The following is a 17,695-nucleotide window of genomic DNA, read 5'->3' as shown; positions in this document are numbered from 1 at the left end:
TGGCAAAATTCCGCAGTAACGAGTAGCTCTTTAGAAAATTCAGACATAAAAAATCAGCCGCAACTTAGGTTGCGGCTGATTATGAAGCCCTTGAAAGATCGTTCAACTACTTAAAACGATCGGCATTATCAGCAATGATGGTCTTTTTTGTTTGTATGATTAGAACCAAGGTTCCTCATTCTAAGCTCAGCTCCTGCGCCATATTCAGGAGATAGGCTATCAGCAATGGTGGCCTTTTTTGTTTATGCAATTTGAATCCCATGTTTTCATTCAAAGCTGCGTTACTGTGGCTGATTAGCGGCATTTTAGTTCACTCTTTCTATTTATGGTCTACACTCAAATCCGTGGCCAACTTAATGGTTTTTATGGCCTTTAAAATTTGCACTAGGATGGTGCGACGTATGATTCTCGACAATCTTGGGTCATACGGCCGAGCAATTCTCCCATCTGGGTGACTTATTTTAAGTAGAGAAAGCTATGTGGTTACCAACACGTATTTCGCAGCGCCTCACTATGGGCAGCATAGTACTGCTTTTACTGACCGGACTTGCCGTTTTTGGTGTGATGTCACTGAGGGGGCAACCTAGAGTAGTGGCGGCGAGTCAGGAGTTAATTGAGCAAACCGGTAGCAGTATCGTGAGGCAACTCGCACTTAAGCTTGCCAGCATTGAGGGTATTACTTTAAGCCTTGCACGCCTTGCAGAAGTGCTACCCCACGAGCAAGCTCTTTATCTTAATTCCTTACCCAATCTAATTGATAACAATGGCGATCTCACTATCGCTGGCGGCGGGATTTGGCCTGAGCCTGATAAATTTGTCGCTGGCAGCACCCGTCATAGTTTTTTCTGGGCCCGTGGTAGCGATAATTTGCTGGCTTATTCAGATGACTATAATGCGCAATCTGGCCCTGGCTATCACAATGATCCTTGGTATACAGGGGCACGCACGAGTTCTGTATCTCAGTGTTTATGGTCTGAAGCCTATCAGGATACCGTTACAAAAGTGGCGATGGTGACATGCAGTGTGCCATATCGTCTGACGGGGACATTTGCTGGGGTCGCAACAATAGATTTGAAACTTGATGATTTAGCAAAATTTCTAACAGAACATGGCAATGTAACTGACGGCTATGCTTTCGCTTTAGATAAAGCGGGTAATATCTTACATTTTCCTGAAGCGAATAAGTCCGACACTATGCTGCGCTTTACCGATCTCGTCGGGCAGTTACCTTGGCTTGCCCCCGTTGAAGCTGCGCTCAAACAAACCTCAATTAATAACGTAATTTCTGTGAGTTTAGATAAGGATGGAAGACTCAATCAGGCGAGCGAGGTAAGCCTTTTTGTGATGCCTGATACCGGATGGGTGATTGGTCTTGTGACGCCAAAGACCCGAGTCACAGGGCTTGCCCGTGAGCTGACCTTTGATATTTTGTTGTTTTTATTACCCTTGCTCGCCATTTTACTTTATTTGGCTTGGTTGTCGGGTAAAAAACTGTTGGCGCAGCTTGAGGAAACCACAGATCAAATTGCTTCCCTTGGGAGCGGTAATTTGGGCGCCAATGTCGAGCTGCAAATTCAGCGGGATGATGAAATTGGCGCTTTGCGTCGAGCTGTAAATACCTATGCGGGTACACTGAGGGCAATGCTAGATTTGATCACCCAAGAGGCGAAGAAAGTTCAGTTTGAGGCAACGCAATTAAGTGGTCTTAGCCATAGGTTAGCCCAACGTGCAGAACAGCAGCGGCTTGAGAGTGCGCAACTCGCCGCGGCGATAACACAAATGTCGTCAAGCGCGATGGAAGTGGCGAATAACACTAACGATTGTGCTGCAACGGCGCAATCCTCTTTAATTGTGGTGCGGGAAGGACAAACCCGAGTGGCATCCAGCAATGCTTCGATTGAGGCATTAGCGGGGGAGATCGCCAATGCGACCAAGGTGATATCCCAGTTGGCTCAAGATAGCCAGAAAGTGGGCGCCGTATTGGATGTGATCAAGGCGATTTCAGAGCAAACTAATCTGTTAGCGTTAAATGCTGCAATAGAAGCGGCAAGGGCGGGGGAACAGGGTCGCGGCTTTGCGGTTGTTGCCGATGAAGTGCGAACTCTTGCTGGTCGTACTCAAGATTCCGCCAATGAAATCAGTACCATGATTAATGCTTTGCAATCAGCATCTCGGCTTGCGGTACAAGCGATGCAAACAGGTGAGTCCCGCACTGTCCACGCAGTTGCTGAGGCTGAGGGAGCGGCCAGTTCTTTATCGAGTACTGTACAAAGTTTCGATGATATTTCGCAGCGAGCTCAGCAAATTGCTTTAGCCGCTCAGCAACAAAGCCAAGTCACTCAGGAGATCAATGAGTTGGCGGTGCGGATTAATAGCATTAGTGAAGATAACTCTCTCGATGCGACCGCGCTCGATGCGTTAAGCCTTGAGATGCAAAAATTATCCGACCGTTTAATCAACATCAATCGAGCTTAATCCTGATAAATGGCGGGTTGTGGGTCACCTTGAAGTGGCGCTTCAACCGACAAGGGATTCCAAGATAGGTTGAATTTCGCGATATTTTTAAGCGGATTGGATGTAGATTGACCATGTAGATTGCTTTTTTAAATTAAGGGTTTACAGCGGAGTAGGAGATAGCTATTATCTCGCTCGTTCGGAGGGGTGGCAGAGTGGTTTAATGCACCGGTCTTGAAAACCGGCGTGGGTTTATAGCCCACCTAGGGTTCAAATCCCTACTCCTCCGCCATATTTAGTCAAAAAAGCCGCTAATTTGTTAGCGGCTTTTTTGCATTTTGAACTCCAGACTCCTCATTCTAAGCGTAGCTCCTTCGCCATATTTCACGGAAAAGGCCATCAGCAATGATGGCCTTTTACGTTTATGCAGTTATCACCTTGGGCTTCTCGTCCCAACACTTCATTTTTAACGCTATTCAGCGACTCATAAATTATTTACCTATTTACCTATTTACCTATTTACCTATTTGCATTTAAGTTAGTTGATCCAGAACTCATCTGTATGTCTTTTTGACGTGTGCTGACTGGATTTTATTTATCGCGGGTATATCCTTCCTGAGAGTGCTTTGTTGTTGATTGACTTCAATCTGCTACTTTATTTATAAAGCAGTGTGATTGAGCAAAATATATAAAGCTTGATGTGAGTCGTCGTTTATCCATTCAAGCCCTTTACTGTTTAACTGCTTTTGACCTAAGTGAATATGAAATAGTCAATTAACACGATTAAGCATAAATTTAAGTTTACAGTGGCAGTAGAGATCGCTATTATCTCGCTCGTTCGGAGGGGTGGCAGAGTGGTTTAATGCACCGGTCTTGAAAACCGGCGTGGGTTTATAGCCCACCTAGGGTTCAAATCCCTACTCCTCCGCCATATTTAGTCAAAAACGCCGCTAATTTATTAGCGGCGTTTTTGCATTTGTGCAGTTTGAACTCCAGACTTCTCATTCTAAGCGCAGCTCCTTCGTCAAATGTCACGGGAAAGATCATCTGCATCGATGGCTTTTCTGCTTGTCTTGAAGAAAAAACAACCGATTTGCTAAATGCTTTACTATCGATTCAACAAGGGTTTTAGGTTGATAATGCTTGGGTTATTGCTTCGTTTTTAAACGCTTTTTATTGGTATGCTATTCTGGAATCCTTTCTTTAAATATCATCTAGTTAACAATGTTGAATTTATGCTTTGCGAAATGGGGTTGTTGGGCTAAATTAGCCTTATGAACTCGTTATCCGTCTGCTGTGTTGCTTTGTTTAACGCGCGGATCGAGCTGTAAATTGTAAAAGGTGGGTTAAGTTGATTTCGATATATTTGGTTGACGATCATGAGCTTGTGAGAACTGGGATCCGCCGCATCTTGGAAGATGAACGTGGGATCAAAGTGGTGGGCGAAGCCCCTGATGGTGAGACTGCGGTGCAGTGGGCTCGCCAAAACGAAGCTGATGTGATCTTAATGGACATGAATATGCCTGGGATGGGCGGACTGGAAGCCACTCGAAAAATTCTGCGTTATCAACCCCATGCTAAAATTATTGTGTTGACTGTGCACACGGAAGATCCATTCCCGAGCAAGGTCATGCAGGCTGGCGCTTCGGGTTATTTGACGAAAGGGGCGACGCCGCCGGAAGTATTGCAGGCGATACGTCAGGTTTCTCGCGGCCAGCGTTATTTATCCCCTGAAATTGCCCAACAGATGGCGCTGAGTCAGTTTAATCCCGCCGATGAAAACCCGTTTAAGTCTTTGTCTGAACGTGAGTTACAGATCATGTTGATGATCACCAACGGCGAGAAGGTGAACGATATTTCTGAGCAGCTGAACTTAAGCCCTAAAACCGTTAACAGCTACCGTTATCGCCTATTTGCTAAACTGGGGATCAGTGGTGATGTCGAGCTAACGCGGTTAGCTATTCGCTATAAAATGTTGGATGCTGGCCATTTTTAATGGAAAGTGGATTGCGTTGTTCGATGGCTTGAGTCGAGTGAGTTCGTGGGTTAAATGTTGCTATGTTGTCTGTGTTAAGTCTGCAAAACTGTGGGTGTAAATGATGTCGAATGAATTTAACGCCCAAAGTTTTTTACGTACGGTTTCATCCTCCGCTGGGGTTTATCGCATGTATGACGTCAAGAATGACGTCATTTATGTGGGTAAAGCCAAAGATCTCAAAAAACGGCTTACCTCGTATTTTCGTAAAAACCTCGCTAATGTTAAGACCCAAGCCTTAGTCTCGCATATACACCATATTGATGTGACGCTGACCCACAGCGAAACCGATGCTCTGTTGCTTGAGAATGATTACATCAAGCAATACATGCCCAAATACAATGTTTTATTGCGTGATGACAAATCTTATCCTTACATACTGTTAAGCCAGCACGAACACCCAAGGCTTGCTTATCATCGTGGTCCGCAGCGGGAAAAAGGCCACTATTTTGGCCCTTATCCTAACGGCGGCGCCGTGCGTGAAAGCCTGCATTTAATGCAGAAGCTGTTTCCAATTCGTCAATGTGACGACCTTTACTACAAGTCTCGCTCACGCCCCTGTTTACAATATCAACTTTCCCGTTGTAGCGCGCCCTGTGTGGGTAAAGTCAGCAACGCTGATTACGACGAGCAAGTGAAACTCGCCAGCCTGTTTTTAAAGGGCAAAGATCAGCAAGTGATCAGCGCCTTGGTTGACAAAATGGAGCTTGCGGCTGAGCGACAAGCTTATGAGCAAGCTGCACGATTTCGCGATCAGATCATGGCGCTGCGTAAAGTCGCCGAACAACAGGAAGTATCGAATAATAAAGGCGATATGGATGTCATCGGTGTGCATTATTCGTCGGGCATCGCCTGTTTCCATTTGCTGTTTATCCGCGAGGGTAAAATTTTTGGTAGTCGCAGCTATTATCCTTCTGTGCCGGCCCAAACCGATATGGACGAAGTGCTGCGCTCTTTCATCCTGCAGTTTTATTTAAATGCGGATATTCAACGCACGATCCCAAAAGAAGTGGTGATTAGCCACAACTTTGAAGAATTACATGAACTCGAAGCGGCGGTTTCTGAGGCGCTAGATAAAAAGTTTTCGATTAAGACTAATGTGCGCGCCGACAGGGCAAGCTTCTTGCGGTTAGCGGTGACCAATGCGACGAATGCCGTAGTTACGCGCTTGTCCCATAAAAACACGGTCGAACAGCGTTTTGTGTTACTTGAGGAAATCCTTGAATTGAGTACGCCTATTCAACGGATGGAATGTTTCGATATCAGTCATACCATGGGGGAGAGCACGGTTGCCTCCTGTGTGGTGTTCAATCGGGAAGGGCCGCATAAAGGCGAATATCGTCGCTATAACATCGAGGGTATTACACCGGGCGATGATTACGCGGCAATGAAGCAAGCGGTGAGTCGACGTTTCGATAAGATTGAGGCGGGCGGTAAAATCCCTGACATTTTGTTTATCGATGGTGGACTTGGGCAGTTGCGTATCGCCCAGAAGATAGTGGATGAAAAGTTTGTCCATTTAGATAAAGCACCGCAGCTCATTGGGGTGGCGAAAGGCGAGGGCCGTAAACCTGGGCTCGAAACCTTAATCTTAGGGGATACAGAAACCAGCTTTTCCCTCGAAGGTGATTCGCCTGCGTTGCACCTTATTCAACATATTCGCGATGAGTCCCATCGATTCGCGATAGCTGGCCATCGTAATCGTCGCCTGAAAACCCGCAATACTTCCACATTGGAATCTATTCCAGGAATTGGCCCTAAACGCCGTAAAGCTTTGTTACAGCATTTAGGTGGGTTGCAAGAAGTGAAAGCGGCAAGTGTGGCGGAATTAGTCAAAGTACCAGGGATCAGCATAGAAATGGCACAAACCATTCATGATGCATTGCGAGGGTGATAAAATTAAGGCAAGATTGGCGCTGCTTTTGACTAACTGGTTTGATCATGCCGTTTAACTTACCTATAGCATTAACTCTTTTCAGGCTTTTTTTACTGCCCATCTTTGTGGTGCTGTTTTATTTACCCTACGACTGGACCCCTTTTGTTGCCGCTTTTACTTTTTGGCTCGCGGCGTTAACGGATGCATTAGATGGTTATGCTGCCCGTAAATTGAAGCAATTAACCCGTTTTGGTGCTTTCCTCGATCCAGTCGCTGACAAGTTGATGGTGATCACAGCCTTAGTGCTGTTAGTCGATCAATACGCCAATATCTGGCTGACGATGCCAGCACTGTTTATGATAGGCCGCGAGATTGTCATTTCAGCGTTGAGAGAATGGATGGCTGAAATTGGTAAACGTGGCACTGTCGCCGTGTCTTGGATTGGTAAATATAAGACTGCCGCGCAAATGGTGGCGATTATTGGCCTGATTTGGCAATACAATCCTTTAATGACCAATGCCGCGTTTGTGCTGTTATATATCGCTGCAGTATTAACTTTTTGGTCAATGATGAGTTACATTTTAGCCGCTTGGAAAGATCTGACTGCTGAATAGTGCAATAAAAAATCAAAGAGATTATTTAGTGTGCAAGCAGTAAGTTATCGATAAAACAGCGGTTGACACTGGGTGGTAAATCGGTAGAATGCCACCCCGTAGACAAGAGACGATGTGAAAACAAAATCTTAACGCTACTGAATATTGAAATGTGATATTCGCTCAGTTGATAAGGTGAAATACAATACCTTATTTACTTGAGTAAATAGTAAAGCAAAATGCGACATTAGCTCAGTTGGTAGAGCGATACCTTGCCAAGGTATAGGTCATCGGTTCGAACCCGATATGTCGCTCCAATATTCTTGAAGTCTGATTCTGGTTAATCCGAGTTAGCAACTATGGCGCGATGGCAGAATGGCTATGCTGCGGATTGCAAATCCGTCGATCTCGGTTCGACTCCGGGTCGCGCCTCCATAGATGAACGTATTAATGACATGATTCCCGTCGTTAATATAAAGAGTTTGCCCGAGTGGTGGAATCGGTAGACACAAGGGATTTAAAATCCCTCGCTGGTAACAGCGTGCCAGTTCAAGTCTGGCCTCGGGTACCATTATTTTTTATAATAATGGTAAAAATAAAATCCTAAGCTTCAATAGGATTTTATTAAAGATTTGTTTTTTGTATTAAGCGTTAGCTACATAGAGTTAATAATATTTATGACATGATTCCCGTCATTGATATTCAGAGTTTGCCCGAGTGGTGGAATCGGTAGACACAAGGGATTTAAAATCCCTCGCTGGTAACAGCGTGCCAGTTCAAGTCTGGCCTCGGGTACCATTATTATGTATGAATAGCATAAAGCCTCAACGAAAGTTGGGGCTTTTTTGCATCTGGATTTCCACATTTAGTCAGTGTTGTTCGCGAGAGATTTAAGGCCAAACTTGACTGACACGCTTGGCGTACCGTTTTCGATATAAGAAATAGTCATCAATGTGTTGGACTAGTCTCGCTAGCTTTAGTTAGCAGGACTTCATGCTGCGATGCTCGTCAGGGGAGTGCTGAAAACTGATAGCATCATGCAGCAGCTGTGCGTTTGAAGCTGATAGCATCAACTTGAAGCAAGCCAGTAGCTATGCTGATGTAACTCTTTGTGCAGAGAAGTCAGAGCGATAAGGCGTGAGATTATTTCGGCTGAAACGCAGGTCGTGAGTTTTTTGCTTTGGTTTAACCTATTTATGCTTGAGATAAACCTAGGAATAGAAAACCTATCAATAAAATCTATCAATAACATCTATCGATAAAATCCTAGGCATAAAAAAGCGCCAGTAAAGACTGACGCTTTTATTAACCCTATCTTTTTATTAACGCTATAGGGTCGGTTTATGCTCGCTAAGCAAGGGAACTAATTAAGCTCTATTGCCAATCGTCGCTATTCCAGCGGTATAACCAAGTCGCTGCTAGAGGTTTATCGTCTTTCTTCAACTGTAATCTCAGTTCGGCTACATTGGTGCTTTCTGGTTCGAAGCTGACAAATACCCGTGCACCATTGATGTCAGGGTGGGCAACAATCCGAGTAGACAAGATTTTGCCTTTGTTGATGCTGGCATCGATACTAATTTTATCAATATCTTGTGGCTTGATATTACTAAAGTCGACGAGTAACTCTTTACCCTTGCTGAGCACTTGCCCCTTCGAACTGCGGACCACTCGTGCCTTTGACGCGATTGAAGGGCTGTCGTTTGACGCCGTCATACGATAGGAATATTTATAGGGTTGATCTTTCTTCAGGCCGCCTTGTGGCTCCCAATAGGCGACTATGTTGTCGTTGGTTTCAGCACTCGATGGGATTTCAATCAACACCAGCTGGCCCTTGCCCCAATCATTGAGTGGCTCAATCCATGCGGAAGGGCGAAGTTGATAGTTTGCACTCAGATCTTGATAGTCTTCAAACTTGCGGTGGCGCTGGATCAGACCAAAACCTTTAATATCTTCATCGGCAAAGGCGCTGACTTGCAGTTTGTTGGGATTATTTAGGGGGCGCCATAGACGCTCGCCATTACCGCGATCGATTTGCAGACCGTCGGAGTTGTGTACTTCAGGGCGGTAATCGGGTTTATCCGAGTTATCTAATCCACCAAATAGGAACATAGAGGTTAGCGGTGCAAGGCCAACATGTTGAATATCTTTGCGTGGGAACAGGGTTACATCCACTTCGACACGTGAAGGTGCGCCAGGATAAATACCAAAACGATAGGCACCCGTGACACTTTGGCTGTCGAGCAGGGCATGCACCACAATCGCCGTTTGGTATTTGGATGGTCGTTCAACCCAAAAGCGCTTAAATAATGGATATTCTTCGCCTTTAGGCTGGGCGACATCTATCGCTAAACCGCGATTAGACAGGCCATAGGTTTGGCCTTTAGACAGTACGCGAAAGTAGCTCGCGCCTTGGAACATGATGAATTCATCTTTTACTTCATCGTCATTGATGGGGTAATGCAAACGCACGCCAGCATATTGACCCAATTGGGTGATGAGTTTTTCGATGGCGTCACTGGGCACATCGAACGAGGCCTCAGTGAGTTCAATCGGTATGGCTTTGCTGTTTTCGACCACATCGATGTCGACGAGGTTTTTATAGAGAAAACCCGGAGCAAAAAGCTGTACTGAAAATTTAGTGGGTGTACCGCCCCAAATCGCGGCATTTTCTTGATAATTGATTTTGCCATAGGTGGCAAAATCAAGATCGATTAGTTCTTGAGGCGCTTTCTTGGCTTCTTTAAATGGTTTTTGCGACAGTTGTTGCGCGAGTTCGACTACAGTATCGTGGGTAAAATTTTTAGATTTTTTTTCTGGGGCAGGCGCAGGTGCTCCGGTTGTCTCTGCCGCTGCGGCATTGACGTTATTCATGCCGACGACGTAGACGATGGCGGTCAAGATGAAAAAAGGTAGTTTTTTGAGTAATGCCGGATAACCGGTAGGGTAATTCATCGTATGATTCATTCGCAAAATGGAAACTCCTTACTAAAATGACGCTGATTCATAGGCAGATATGCAATATGTTTCAGTCTAGCTAAAGATGTTTGAACTATTTAATCCCTAATTATTAATAATTTGTCTGCGACAAAGCCCTAAGTTGTTGGATTCGAATAGCTGTGGCGAGCAGTAATTTTACCTGTGTAGCTGGATATTTGTAACATAAATTATGATTTGCGCTATTTAGGTGCTGCTCTGGATACTTTGCAGTGTTGTTTAGATATCAATAACAGTAATTGCGAATGTGCTCGGCGGTAGTAATAGTCAGTGGTAGTAACACCTAGTAATTGCTCAGTGGTAGTAATAGCTCAGTGGTAATAAAGAGTGTGGTGAAAACGCGCTTGGCTAAGCTAACTTAGCACTGATTCAATCGAGTGGCGTTGCTACAGAGCCGAGGCACCGTTAACGTTAGGATTTGAAGAAAACAGACAAGCGCATTAGGGCTCAAGCGATAGGACTAGATAAATAACTGAGGCTCACCGTTTTTCCTGTGAGCCTATTTAGATGCGCTATGCGGCTGCTAGCTTGAATATTAGGGCTTGAGTAAATTAGGCCTTGAGTAAGTGCGACAGATCGCTGCCCACAGGGATAGGGATTTCTTGCTGTTCTCCGCAGAACAAATACGCAGGTTGGTCACCTAAGAGTGAGAGTTTGTCTCCTTGACGCCACAGGGCTGAGCCTTCAACTATGCCGACCACTGGGGTTAATGGGTCGACCTTAGTGAATTCTAATAACCGCTGGGCACGGGTTTCACCGTTGTGGCCCGGTGCTTGGTAATTGGAATAATGCGGATTTAGCTGGAACGGCACTAAGTTTAATGCCTTGAACGATGGCGGCTCGATGATGGGCATATCATTCGTGGTGCGAATGCTCAGTCCCGATACGTTAGAACCCGCACTCCAGCCGATATAAGGTTTGCCAAGGGCAACTTGTTCACCAATTAGCGTAACCAGATCATAGCGATATAGTTGGTGCAACAAATGAAAGGTGTTACCGCCGCCGATTAAAATCCCGTCGGCATCTTTTATCGCTTGTTGAGGATCGGGATGCTGATGAATGCCACTGATATCGAGTTCAAGCTCACTTAATCCTGTCACTACAGATGCTAAATAATTGTCATAACTCATGCTGACGCCAGCATAGGGGATAAAAATCCATTTTTGCGCGTTGGTGGTAAGCGGTTTAATAAAAGGGATCGCGTGGGCAAGATAAGGTGTATCACCGACACGAGAGCTGCTCAGTAGTAGGGCATTGATTGTCATTTTGTATCCTGAAATCTCGGAGTGTGCAGGCATGTTAACAAAGATTAATCCCGATAAACATAGAGAAATAAAGCAGAATTGCGCTGTAGCGCCGATAGCTGCTAGATTTAAGTTTCGATTAATATAGTGACCCTAGACTCTCGATCCATGAAAGACAGTGCCTTTATACGAGAAAGATAACCTAATTTAAAAACTCTTTTCTTTTACCACTTGAATTTCGATGATTTGGACATATTATGTCTTTGAACAAAGTTAAATGGCACATTCTTGCCCTAAAGGAGCTGAAATGAAGCGTATATTTTTATTGATTGCGACTAACCTAGCTGTGTTGCTAGTAGCCTCAATTGTAATGTCTATTCTAGGCGTGAACACGTCTACTATGGGTGGACTGCTGGTGTTCGCTGCCATTTTTGGATTCGGTGGGGCCTTTATCAGCTTAGCCATTTCAAAATGGATGGCGAAAAAGACCATGGGTTGTGAAGTGATCACTACCCCACGTGACAGTACTGAACGTTGGTTAGTGGAGACGGTTGCCCGTCAAGCTAAGCAAGCGGGGATTAAAATGCCAGAAGTGGCGATTTATCAATCACCCGACATGAACGCGTTCGCTACAGGCCCAAGTAAAGACAACTCGTTAGTGGCTGTGAGTACGGGTCTGTTATATGGCATGAGCCAAGATGAAATCGAAGGCGTATTGGCCCACGAAGTGAGCCACGTTGCTAACGGTGACATGGTGACCTTGACACTGATCCAAGGTGTGGTTAACACCTTCGTGATCTTCGCGGCCCGTGTGGTTGCTGGCATTATTAACAACTTTGTGTCGAGCAATGATGAAGAAGGCGAAGGTTTAGGCATGTTTGCTTACATGGCCGTGGTTTTCGTGTTGGATATGTTATTTGGTATCTTGGCTTCAATCATCGTCGCTTACTTCTCACGTATTCGTGAGTACAAAGCCGATGAAGGCGCGGCCCGTTTAGCGGGTAAAGGCAAGATGATTGCTGCGCTTGAGCGTTTACGCCAAGGTCCAGAAAGCACGGCAATGCCTGCACAAATGTCTGCCTTTGGTATTAACGGCAAACGTTCAATGGCGGAAATGATGATGAGTCATCCTCCATTAGAAAAACGTATTGCAGCGTTAAGAGCAAGCTAATAAAGAGTGAGTTAGGTTAACGTTTTAAGCCTCACTTACAATCAGATCTATGACTCTGAATATCGGGCTCAAACTTTGGTTTGAGCCCGATTTTTTTATGCCTGCCATTTAACTCACATTTGATGAAGCAAAAAGGCGCCGCTATGGGAATCATCACACCGCGTTAAACACCATCGCGGGTAAATCGCTGAAGATTCATGCGGGTTGTGCGTTCATTCTTGATGCAACAAATCATACCTGCAGCAAATTGTGTTGCGCGGTTGCTGCAAGGGCGCGATAGACCAGTGTCGTTTGCTTCGCCTTGATATTCCAATGCTGCCAAAATAGTGGCACGCGCATGCGTCGCTCTGGCGTGAGCTCAATCAGTATCCCTTGATCGATTAACGGCTTAGCTTGCAGATGACCGACGAGTCCATAACCTAAGCTTAAGTTAATCGCTTCTAAAAAACTTTCTGAAGAGGGGATTGTATGTTGCCACCATTGCCCTGGCGTCATATTGAAATATTGGGCGAGAAACTTCTCGTGCAGCTTATCTTTGGTGGAGAACACCACTGCTGGCGCCTTTGCTAACTGGGCTTGGCTAATGCCGTAAAATGGCTGAGTGTCGCTCGGCTCACCAAAATAGCGCGCGGCAAATTCGGGCGTGGCCACACACAAATATTCCATCGTGCCTAAAAACTCACTGCTGCAACCCGCCATCGGCACTTCGGTTGTGGTGACGCAGCCGACCGCTTCACCGTTTTTCAATAGATGATGGGTGTAAGACTCGTCATCGACGATCAATTCCAATAACCAAGCGTGGCGACTGAACATGCCTGCCAGCGCAGGTAAAAACCAAGTGGCTAAACTGTCGGCATTCACAGCTATGCGCACTGTGGTTGGATGATTGGGATCGTCGGCGTCCATCTCGGCTCTTAATTCACTCTCAAGTAATTGCACCTGTGAATAGTGGCGCAGCAGACGTTTACCTGTGGGTGTCGCAACCACGGGATTGGAGCGAATAAGTAATGACTGACCGACTTTTTCCTCAAGCTGCCGAATGCGTTGCGATACTGCCGACTGGGTGATGTGCAGCACTTTGGCGGCGCGATCGAAACCGCCTTCCGAGACGACAACGGCGAGGGCTTTGAGATTGGCGTATTCCAGCATAATCATCCTTAATCGATGTGCATTTGATAGTTATTAATTTTACTTATGATACATAAAAAACATTAGTTATATTAATTTTGTTGTTTTGACTATGCTAGCGCCTTCTTCGAACATGAGAGGTGGTTATGCAAGCGGCATTTATACAAGGTATGGGAATTGGTGGCAGTTTGATTATTGCTGTGGGCGCGCAAAATGCCTTTGTGCTCAAGCAAGGCATCAAGCGCTCTTACACACTGCCTATTGCCTTGCTCTGCTCTATGATTGATGCGCTGATGATCACTGCGGGTGTGGCGGGGCTGGGGCACATTATTGAATCTTTCCCGACCATTAAGCATGTGGCGAGTTTCGGTGGCGCCGCGTTTCTACTCTGGTACGGTGCAAATGCGCTCAAGGCGTCGTTTGTGGCCAAGGGCATTGAGATGGAGCAGGCTGATAATGCCGATACCTTCAAAAAGGCCGTGTTGACTACGCTTGGGATCAGTCTGCTTAATCCGCATTTGTACCTCGACACTGTGGTGTTGCTCGGCAGTATCAGCACTCAATTTGATGATTTACATCGACCTTGGTTTGGCGCCGGTGCCGTATTGGCATCGTTTATTTGGTTCTTCGGCTTAAGTTTTGGTGCGCGTTTGCTGGCGCCAATTTTTACTCGCCCAGCAGCATGGCGTTATCTTGACCGTTTTATATGGCTAACCATGTGGAGTATTGCAGCCGCGATTATTTGGCCCTATGTGGCAGGATAAACCGACGCTGAGATGCCATGACATGTGGACATAGCTGAATGGTTTTGCGGATTTTTTGCTCGGTTAGACAGTATGTTGTGATATGAAAGTGAAAATTTTTCATGAAAAAGGTCCTGATTTCAGGACCTTTTCGTTATCGATTGCCGATTATTTATTCAGCCTACCGACATCAACTGACGACGTTTACACTTTACTGCCGATTAAAGCAGCAGCTTGACGTGTCTTATTAGTCGTCATATCAGCCATTAACCCGCGATTTGCGCGAGTACGACTTCATGGTGATCTTTGGTTTTAAACTTATCGAACACGTGGGCAATAGTGCCATCGGTATTGATAAGGAAGCTTAATCTGTGGATGCCATCATAGGTTTTACCCATGAATTTTTTCTCACCCCAGACCCCAAAAGCGTCGGCGACACTGTGGTCTTCATCGCTCAATAAGGTAAAGTTGAGCGCTTGTTTTTCAGCAAATTTGGCCAGCTTAGCCACAGGATCTGGGCTAATGCCAAATACCGTCACATTATGGCTGTCGAGCGCGGCTTTGCTGTCACGTAGGCCGCAGGCTTGCACTGTGCAACCCGGCGTCGCTGCTTTAGGGTAAAAGTACACTAAAACAGGACCTTGCTTGAGGCTGTCGGCCAGTGAAACTGACGTGCCATGTTGATCCTGCAGGGCAAATTGAGGCGCTTTTGCCCCAGCCGTTAAGGTATTCATCTATTATCCTCTGTCCTCTAAAATGGCTGTGCCTTCCATACGACGAATAGTGCAATCTAAGGTCATATCTTGGGCGAGTTGATAGATACTCTGTTCGAGCTTTTCTAGTTCAACTTTTTCAGGAATATTAATGGTCAGCGACACGTTTTGCGTCTGCTCACTGTCAGGTAATTCTTCAGAGAAAGAGCGTACTGCAGCCAGATCTAATGACCTGTCGGCAAGGAACTGGGTAATGCGTTTAATCGTGCCACGCTGGTCTTTACCTGTGAAGCGAACTTCAAGGCGAGAAAGGTAATTTTGTGGTGTGTGTTTAGAGGTGCGTTTCATCACCGTCAGCAGTTCTAACTCAACGCTGAGACTGGGGAGCATGCTTTCAATTTTCGTTATTGATGCCCACGAGCCTGACAACATCATGATAAGGGTAAATTCGTTACCAAATAATGCCATACGGCTGTCGACGATATCGCAGTCACAGTCACTGGCAAGACGAGCTAGTTTACTTACGAGTCCAGGACGGTCGAGACCCATCGCTGTTACGACCAGGAAATTGGTCATGAATTTTCCTCACTTTTTCGATATCATAGAGCGAAAACTCAGGGTTGAAGCTGAGTTTTTGTGCGGGATGTAATGCTACCATAACTAATTCAATTTGAGAGCCCCGTTAATGCTTGTCATTAGTGGTTGGCATCAGTACCATAGCGAATCCTGAAATCTTGGGGAAAGTCAGATGATAAACGGAAGCATCGTAGCCTTAATCACGCCAATGAACAGTGATGGCTCAGTAGATTTTGCAAGTCTTGAAAGGTTAGTCGAATTCCATATTGACCAAGGCACAGATGCCATTGTGGCCGTTGGTACTACTGGCGAGTCAGCGACTCTGCCTATGTCTGAGCATGTAACGGTCGTTTCACAAACCGTTAAATTTGCTGCGGGCCGCGTTCCTGTCATTGGTGGCAATGGTGCCAATGCCACATCTGAAGCCGTTGAGCTCACCAAGTCCTTATCTAAGGTGGGTGTTGCCGCTATGCTTGGCGTAACGCCATATTATAATAAGCCAACTCCTAAGGGATTGATTGCGCATTATAAAGCCGTGGCTGCCAGCACAGATATACCACAAATTCTTTATAATGTCCCTGGCCGTACTGCCGTTGATATGTTGCCAGAAACCGTTGCCGAGTTAGTCAGCGTTAGCAATATTATTGGCGTGAAAGAAGCGACCGGTGACTTATCCCGTGTAAAACGTCTGCGCGAACTGTGCGGCGACGATTTCCTTTTGTATAGCGGCGATGATGCGACGGCCAGAGAGTTCTTACTCTTAGGCGGTAATGGTGTGATCTCAGTCGCTAACAACATAGTGCCACAAGCGTTTAAAGCTATGTGTGATGCGGCGCTGGCGGGTAATGCTGAGCTTGCGCTGAGTATAGACACACCACTGCGCGGTTTATACAGCACACTATTTTGTGAAGCCAATCCTATCCCAGTAAAATGGGCTGCCCATCGCATGGGTTTGATTGAATGTGGCCATATTCGTTTACCTTTGACTGAACTTTCTGAGCAATGTCATGGTCTGTTGATAGAAGCAATGACTCGTGCCCAGATAGAGGTTAAATAATTAATGTTAAAGAAAGTCACCCCACTGATCTTAGTTGCTGCCGTTGCAGCCTGTAGTTCGCCACTTGAGCGTCGCCAAGCGAACGGTACTGAAGACTATGTTCAGGCTGAGCAAGCACCTTTGCTTAAGATCCCTGCCGGATTGAAAACACCGCCCTACAATAAAGAATTCGATGTGCCAGCATTAGGCCCTAAAGCCAATGCTTCACTCTATGGTAAAAGTTTAGATATCCGCCCGCCACTGCAAGTGCTGCCTATGGCTGAAGGTACTCACGTGGAAGAGGGCAGCGACAACATTAAAATCGTGGTCGAATCTATCGACAATTCGGTGGACTTAAAACAAGAAATCTTTACTAACTTAGACGGTTTCTTGGCCCAAAAAGGGATTGCCGTTCGTAGTCGTGATGTAGAAAAAGGCAGCATAGAAACCGATTGGATCGAAAGTCGTGAAGTGATCGAATCAAACATGTGGGGCTCAGATAAAGTTTATCTGCTGCGTCAACGCTATCGTTTTGATGTGGAAACACGCCCACATGGTCGTACTGCGAATATCGTTATTCACTTAGTTGAACACGAAGAGTTTTACGACGATAAAGCACAAAACGTGTTATTAAGTGGCGAAGATAAACAAAGATACACGATTGATATGCTGAACAGTGCTATTGCGTACATCAGCGTTAAACGTGACCAAGCGATCCAAGCGAATCGTTTGAAGCAAACCTTAGGTATCAATGTTGATTTAGTCACGCCAGAAGAAGGCAAAGCCTACTGGTCTGCTAAAGCCCCGTACAAACAAGTGTGGGATCGTCTGCGTATCGTGCTGCCAGAAATGGGCTTCGAAATTGCCGATATGGATAGCGCGAAAGGATTGTACTTTATCAAGTTTGACGATAACTCGGGTTTCTGGAGTTCATTGTGGGGCGACGATAAGTTAGCGCTAAAAGAAGGCAGCTACCGTTTACTGCTTGAAGATGGTGATACACCTGAAGACACTAAGATCTTCCTCCGCGATGCTGAAGATCAGCCATTAAGCGATGAAATCGTTACCAATGTGTATCAGTCACTGTCAAACCTGATGAAAGAAGAACGCAAGCTGCGTTAATTTCAACGAT

13 protein-coding genes and 6 tRNA genes are annotated in these 17,695 nt (G+C 45.7%); 14 read left to right on the top strand and 5 right to left on the bottom strand.

The window, feature by feature from the left end; all coding sequences use genetic code 11:
- The first annotated feature begins 477 nt into the window (after nucleotides 1-477).
- The 10 genes from Q4Q49_RS14655 (at nucleotide 478) to Q4Q49_RS14610 (ending at nucleotide 7,756) form a co-directional block, all read left to right on the top strand.
- The gene (locus tag Q4Q49_RS14655) at nucleotides 478-2,475 is read left to right on the top strand and encodes a methyl-accepting chemotaxis protein (RefSeq protein ID WP_311999692.1); all 1,998 of its coding nucleotides are present in this window, start codon (nucleotides 478-480) and stop codon (nucleotides 2,473-2,475) included.
- Nucleotides 2,476-2,655: 180 nt separating this feature from the next.
- Nucleotides 2,656-2,746: transfer RNA gene (locus Q4Q49_RS14650), tRNA-Ser, on the top strand.
- Nucleotides 2,747-3,294: 548 nt separating this feature from the next.
- Nucleotides 3,295-3,385, top strand: a tRNA-Ser gene (locus Q4Q49_RS14645).
- 420 nt (nucleotides 3,386-3,805) lie between these two features.
- Nucleotides 3,806-4,450, top strand: coding sequence for a UvrY/SirA/GacA family response regulator transcription factor (gene uvrY / locus Q4Q49_RS14640; RefSeq protein ID WP_006082070.1), 645 nt, complete (start codon nucleotides 3,806-3,808; stop codon nucleotides 4,448-4,450).
- 103 nt (nucleotides 4,451-4,553) lie between these two features.
- On the top strand, nucleotides 4,554-6,383 hold the full coding sequence (uvrC, locus tag Q4Q49_RS14635; RefSeq protein ID WP_311999691.1) for an excinuclease ABC subunit UvrC: 1,830 nt from the start codon (nucleotides 4,554-4,556) through the stop codon (nucleotides 6,381-6,383).
- A gap of 47 nt (nucleotides 6,384-6,430) precedes the next feature.
- Entirely contained in the window at nucleotides 6,431-6,979 is a 549-nt protein-coding gene (gene pgsA / locus Q4Q49_RS14630; protein WP_006082068.1) for a CDP-diacylglycerol--glycerol-3-phosphate 3-phosphatidyltransferase, read from the top strand.
- A gap of 220 nt (nucleotides 6,980-7,199) precedes the next feature.
- A tRNA-Gly gene (locus tag Q4Q49_RS14625) sits at nucleotides 7,200-7,275 on the top strand.
- A 44-nt stretch (nucleotides 7,276-7,319) separates the two neighbouring features.
- Nucleotides 7,320-7,393 (top strand) — tRNA-Cys (locus Q4Q49_RS14620).
- Nucleotides 7,394-7,442: 49 nt separating this feature from the next.
- Nucleotides 7,443-7,529: transfer RNA gene (locus tag Q4Q49_RS14615), tRNA-Leu, on the top strand.
- A 140-nt stretch (nucleotides 7,530-7,669) separates the two neighbouring features.
- Nucleotides 7,670-7,756: transfer RNA gene (locus tag Q4Q49_RS14610), tRNA-Leu, on the top strand.
- Between the two features lie 576 nt (nucleotides 7,757-8,332).
- On the opposite strand, the gene Q4Q49_RS14605 is transcribed toward Q4Q49_RS14610, so the two are convergent.
- Both Q4Q49_RS14605 and pepE read right to left on the bottom strand, forming a co-directional pair.
- Nucleotides 8,333-9,922, bottom strand: coding sequence for a glucan biosynthesis protein G (locus Q4Q49_RS14605; RefSeq protein ID WP_311999690.1), 1,590 nt, complete (start codon nucleotides 9,920-9,922; stop codon nucleotides 8,333-8,335).
- Between the two features lie 581 nt (nucleotides 9,923-10,503).
- Nucleotides 10,504-11,217, bottom strand: a complete 714-nt coding sequence (gene pepE / locus Q4Q49_RS14600; RefSeq protein ID WP_115334391.1) for a dipeptidase PepE — start codon at nucleotides 11,215-11,217, stop codon at nucleotides 10,504-10,506.
- Between the two features lie 286 nt (nucleotides 11,218-11,503).
- On the opposite strand from pepE, the gene htpX reads away from it, so the two are divergent.
- Nucleotides 11,504-12,367 (top strand): protease HtpX, encoded by an 864-nt coding sequence (htpX, locus tag Q4Q49_RS14595; protein ID WP_006082065.1) that lies wholly within the window; start codon nucleotides 11,504-11,506, stop codon nucleotides 12,365-12,367.
- A 231-nt stretch (nucleotides 12,368-12,598) separates the two neighbouring features.
- On the opposite strand, the gene Q4Q49_RS14590 is transcribed toward htpX, so the two are convergent.
- Nucleotides 12,599-13,516, bottom strand: coding sequence for a LysR family transcriptional regulator ArgP (locus Q4Q49_RS14590; protein WP_311999689.1), 918 nt, complete (start codon nucleotides 13,514-13,516; stop codon nucleotides 12,599-12,601).
- Nucleotides 13,517-13,641: 125 nt separating this feature from the next.
- Between Q4Q49_RS14590 and Q4Q49_RS14585 the strand changes: the two genes are divergently transcribed.
- A complete protein-coding gene (locus Q4Q49_RS14585) occupies nucleotides 13,642-14,259 on the top strand; it encodes a LysE/ArgO family amino acid transporter (RefSeq protein WP_006082063.1) in 618 nt (205 codons plus the stop codon).
- Nucleotides 14,260-14,504: 245 nt separating this feature from the next.
- On the opposite strand, the gene bcp is transcribed toward Q4Q49_RS14585, so the two are convergent.
- A complete protein-coding gene (bcp, locus tag Q4Q49_RS14580; protein WP_259482196.1) occupies nucleotides 14,505-14,972 on the bottom strand; it encodes a thioredoxin-dependent thiol peroxidase in 468 nt (155 codons plus the stop codon).
- A gap of 3 nt (nucleotides 14,973-14,975) precedes the next feature.
- Entirely contained in the window at nucleotides 14,976-15,527 is a 552-nt protein-coding gene (locus Q4Q49_RS14575; protein WP_012089477.1) for a glycine cleavage system protein R, read from the bottom strand.
- Nucleotides 15,528-15,699: 172 nt separating this feature from the next.
- Here Q4Q49_RS14575 and dapA point away from each other — a divergent pair, with 172 nt between their 5' ends.
- Entirely contained in the window at nucleotides 15,700-16,584 is an 885-nt protein-coding gene (dapA, locus tag Q4Q49_RS14570) for a 4-hydroxy-tetrahydrodipicolinate synthase (protein ID WP_006082060.1), read from the top strand.
- Nucleotides 16,585-16,587: 3 nt separating this feature from the next.
- Nucleotides 16,588-17,685 (top strand): outer membrane protein assembly factor BamC, encoded by a 1,098-nt coding sequence (gene bamC / locus Q4Q49_RS14565; protein ID WP_259482199.1) that lies wholly within the window; start codon nucleotides 16,588-16,590, stop codon nucleotides 17,683-17,685.
- Nucleotides 17,686-17,695: the final 10 nt, after the last annotated feature.

This window comes from Shewanella sp. SP1S1-7, assembly GCF_031932105.1.
In the GTDB taxonomy this organism is placed as follows: Bacteria; Pseudomonadota; Gammaproteobacteria; order Enterobacterales; family Shewanellaceae; genus Shewanella; species Shewanella baltica.
Note: the sequence above shows the minus strand (reverse complement) of the source record. Positions and strands in the feature narration are given on the sequence as shown.

What these genes read in the sequence shown, in the direction of transcription:
- Q4Q49_RS14655 (WP_311999692.1), top strand. Translation starts at nt 478, where the DNA reads ATGTGGTTACCAACACGTATTTCGCAGCGCCTCACTATGGGCAGCATA.
- uvrC (WP_311999691.1), top strand. Translation starts at nt 4,554, where the DNA reads ATGTCGAATGAATTTAACGCCCAAAGTTTTTTACGTACGGTTTCATCC.
- pgsA (WP_006082068.1), top strand. Translation starts at nt 6,431, where the DNA reads ATGCCGTTTAACTTACCTATAGCATTAACTCTTTTCAGGCTTTTTTTA.
- Q4Q49_RS14605 (WP_311999690.1), bottom strand. Translation starts at nt 9,922, where the DNA reads ATGAATCATACGATGAATTACCCTACCGGTTATCCGGCATTACTCAAA.
- pepE (WP_115334391.1), bottom strand. Translation starts at nt 11,217, where the DNA reads ATGACAATCAATGCCCTACTACTGAGCAGCTCTCGTGTCGGTGATACA.
- htpX (WP_006082065.1), top strand. Translation starts at nt 11,504, where the DNA reads ATGAAGCGTATATTTTTATTGATTGCGACTAACCTAGCTGTGTTGCTA.
- Q4Q49_RS14590 (WP_311999689.1), bottom strand. Translation starts at nt 13,516, where the DNA reads ATGCTGGAATACGCCAATCTCAAAGCCCTCGCCGTTGTCGTCTCGGAA.
- Q4Q49_RS14585 (WP_006082063.1), top strand. Translation starts at nt 13,642, where the DNA reads ATGCAAGCGGCATTTATACAAGGTATGGGAATTGGTGGCAGTTTGATT.
- bcp (WP_259482196.1), bottom strand. Translation starts at nt 14,972, where the DNA reads ATGAATACCTTAACGGCTGGGGCAAAAGCGCCTCAATTTGCCCTGCAG.
- Q4Q49_RS14575 (WP_012089477.1), bottom strand. Translation starts at nt 15,527, where the DNA reads ATGACCAATTTCCTGGTCGTAACAGCGATGGGTCTCGACCGTCCTGGA.
- dapA (WP_006082060.1), top strand. Translation starts at nt 15,700, where the DNA reads ATGATAAACGGAAGCATCGTAGCCTTAATCACGCCAATGAACAGTGAT.
- bamC (WP_259482199.1), top strand. Translation starts at nt 16,588, where the DNA reads ATGTTAAAGAAAGTCACCCCACTGATCTTAGTTGCTGCCGTTGCAGCC.